Origin of the sequence: Mesorhizobium sp. M0768 (assembly GCF_040320195.1) — a bacterium.
Lineage (GTDB): Bacteria > Pseudomonadota > Alphaproteobacteria > Rhizobiales > Rhizobiaceae > Mesorhizobium.
In genome coordinates this window covers 1-1,152 of record NZ_JAMYPD010000097.1, presented here as the reverse complement: position 1 = coordinate 1,152, position 1,152 = coordinate 1, and the positions used below count along the sequence as shown (strand labels likewise).

Here is a 1,152-nt window from a genome sequence, read left to right as displayed (position 1 = left end):
CTAGTGGATTGATTCCAACGCTTGGTGCCCGCGTTTGACTGCTGCAATGATCTCATCGGGGTCTGCTTTGCAGACGAATGGCCGCGGCTCGTGATTGTGCTCGGTCATGAAGCGTTTGATTGCCGCCTGCAGGTCGACGACGGAGTGGAAGACGCCGTGTTTCAGTCTCCGTCGTGTCAGTTTGGCGAAGAAGCCCTCGACAGCGTTGAGCCAGGAACATGATGTTGGAACGAAGTGGAAGGTCCATCGCGGATGTCTTGCCAGCCAGGCGCGGACCTTCGGCTGCTTATGGGTCGCGTAGTTGTCGAGAATGACGTGGACTGCCTTATCCTTCGGCAGTTGCGCCTCAATCACGTTGAGGAAACGGATGAACTCCTGATGCCGGTGTCGCTGCATGTTGCGGCCGATCACCGAGCCGTCGAGAACATTGAGGGCAGCAAACAGCGTGGTGGTCCCGTGGCGCTTGTAATCATGGGTCATCGTGCCACCCCGCCCCTTCTTTAAAGGAAGTCCTGGCTGGGTGCGGTCCAGCGCCTGGATCTGGCTTTTTTCATCGACGGAAAGGACAATTGCATGGGCCGGCGGCGAGACGTAGAGCCCAACGACATCGTGCAGTTTCTCGGCAAAGGCCTTGTCATTCGACAGTTTGAAGCTGCGCCAGCGGTGCGGTGCAAGACCATGCTCGTGCCATATCTTGACGACCGAAGAGGCAGCGATCCCCACCGCCTTTGCCATCGCGCGAACGGTCCAGTGTGTTGCCTCTTGCTTGGGCGTTTCCAGCGTCAGCGCGATCACCTGATCGACCAGTTCGGGATCGAGTGGCGCAATGCCTGGCGGGCGGCTCTTGTCGCGCAAAAGGCCATCCACGCCTTCGGCCATGAAACGCTCCTGCCATCGCCACACGCAGGTCTTCGATTTGCCGGTAGCCTCCATAATGGCCACAGTTCCCAAGCCGTCATCGCTCATCAGAATGATCTTCGCCCGCCACGCATGCTTCTGCGGCGAACCGCGCTTTGCCACGATGGCTTCGAGCCGGATCCTGTCGGTGGCAGTGACGTCAAATGTAATACCGGTGCGCATGCCCGATCGTCGCACATGCAAAAACCGATGGGAATCCAACATCGGACTCTTTTGTCTCGATCAATCCACTAG

The 1,152-nt window shown here is 58.3% G+C and carries 1 protein-coding gene; it reads right to left on the bottom strand.

Annotation, left to right across the window (positions count from 1 at the left end):
* Positions 1-1,080: an IS630 family transposase gene (locus NKI08_RS34460; protein ID WP_352775963.1), complete on the bottom strand. Its 1,080-nt coding sequence runs from the start codon at positions 1,078-1,080 to the stop codon at positions 1-3.
* Between the last annotated feature and the right edge of the window lie 72 nt (positions 1,081-1,152).

Bases quoted from the DNA above. Each gene is read 5' to 3' on its own strand.
- NKI08_RS34460 (WP_352775963.1), bottom strand. From the start codon at position 1,080: ATGCGCACCGGTATTACATTTGACGTCACTGCCACCGACAGGATCCGG.